1 protein-coding gene and 1 pseudogene are annotated in these 1846 nt (G+C 65.7%); both read left to right on the top strand.

Features of this window, described 5'->3' with window-relative positions; all coding sequences use genetic code 11:
* Window positions 1-1192 (top strand): M23 family metallopeptidase (locus ACEW8G_RS04270; RefSeq protein ID WP_373487209.1); only part of this gene is annotated, 1192 nt, incomplete at its 5' end.
* Window positions 1193-1284: 92 nt separating this feature from the next.
* Window positions 1285-1846: pseudogene (locus ACEW8G_RS04265) on the top strand (porphobilinogen synthase); the annotation flags it as partial.

Below are 1846 nucleotides of genomic sequence, written 5' to 3'. Positions count from 1 at the left end.
GCTGCGCAGCAACCCGGAACGCCCCACCGTCCAGCTTGCCGCCGTCATCGGGCGCGGCGACAGCTTCACCCGGTTGATGCAGCGCGCGGGCGTGGGCAGCGATGATGCGACGTCGGTCGTCAGCCTGGTGTCCGGCGTGGTGCCGTTGTCCGACATCCGCGATGGCACGCAGGTCGATATCACTTTGGGGCGGCGCTTTTCGCGCAGCCAGCCGCGCCCGGTCGAGCAGATCGCTTTCCGCGCGCGTTTTGACTTAAATGTCGAGATTGTGCGCGCGGGCAGCGAACTGCAAATGATCCAGAAGCCGATTGTGGTCGACACCACCCCGCTGCGCATTCGTGGCACGGTCGGCTCCAGCCTCTATCGTTCGGCGCGCGCTGCCGGGGCACCACCGCGCGCGATCCAGGCCTATTTGCAGACTCTGGGCAGCCAGCTTTCCATCGGCAACGACATCCGCGCCAATGATCAGTTCGACATCATCGTCGATTACAAGCGCGCCGCCACTGGCGAGGTGGAGATGGGCGAATTGCTGTATGCAGGGCTTGAGCGCAGCGGCAAACCGCGCGCACAGATGGTGCGCTGGCAGACCGGCGGGCGCAGCCAATGGTTCGAAGCATCGGGCGTGGGCGAGGAGCGCGGTGAGTTTGCGCGGCCAGTCAACGGCGGGGTGTCATCGGGCTTCGGCTATCGTCGTCACCCCATCCTGGGCTATCGGCGGATGCACAGCGGCCTCGATTTCAAAGCGCGGCATGGCACGCCGATCTATGCCACCGCCGATGGCGTGGTCAATTATGCCGGTCGCAAGGGCGGCTATGGCAATTTCGTGCGCATCGCGCACGGCGGCAATCTGGGCAGTGGCTATGGCCATATGAGTCGGATCGCGGTTTCCAACGGTACCCGCGTCCGGCGCGGTCAGGTGATTGGCTATGTCGGATCGACCGGGCTGTCGACCGGGCCGCATTTGCATTATGAGCTGTATCGCGGCGGACGTGCGGTTGACCCCAATTCGGTGCGCTTCACCACCCGCGCTCAACTTTCCGGGCGCGAACTCGCAAATTTCAAGGCGCGGCTGCAGCAGCTGCAAAAGGTCGCGCCGGGTGCTGCGCTCCAATCGATTGCGCCCGCGACGCCTGCACAAGGCACCGAACCGCAACGCGAAATCGACCGGATCGCGGGCACGACCATCGCCTGAGCGGTTGGGGTATTCACGGGGGCCAGTCCTTCCATTCGAAATAGCGTCGCGCATCTTGGCGCGCAGTCCCATCCGGGCTAGGACGTGCCCCTATGACTGTCAGCTTGCCCCCCGCCGCCTATCCCGCCACCCGCCTGCGTCGCAGCCGCGCCACCGCGTGGAGCCGCGCGATGGTGCGCGAAACACATCTGTCGCCCGCCAATCTGATCTGGCCGCTGTTCGTGACCGAAGGCGAGGGCGTGGAAGAACCGATCGCGGCGCTGCCCGGCGTCTCGCGCTGGTCGGTCGATGGCATTGTGGCGCGCGCACATGAGGCGGTGACGCTGGGTATTCCGTGCGTCGCGCTGTTCCCCAACACGCAACGCGAACGGCGCAGCGACGATGGCGCAGAGGCGCTCAACCCCGACAACCTGATGTGCCGCGCGATCCGCGCGATCAAAACGGCGCTGGGTGACCAGATCGGCGTGCTTACTGACGTCGCGCTCGATCCCTATACCGCGCACGGCCAGGACGGGTTGATCGATGAGGCGGGCTATGTGCTCAACGATGCGACCGTCGCGGTGCTGGTCGGCCAGGCGCTCAATCAGGCAGCAGCAGGTGCAGACATCATCGCGCCATCGGACATGATGGATGGCCGCATCGGCGCGATCCGTG

The organism is Blastomonas sp. (assembly GCF_041747255.1).
In the GTDB taxonomy this organism is placed as follows: domain Bacteria; phylum Pseudomonadota; class Alphaproteobacteria; order Sphingomonadales; family Sphingomonadaceae; genus Blastomonas.
Note: the sequence above shows the minus strand (reverse complement) of the source record. Positions and strands in the feature narration are given on the sequence as shown.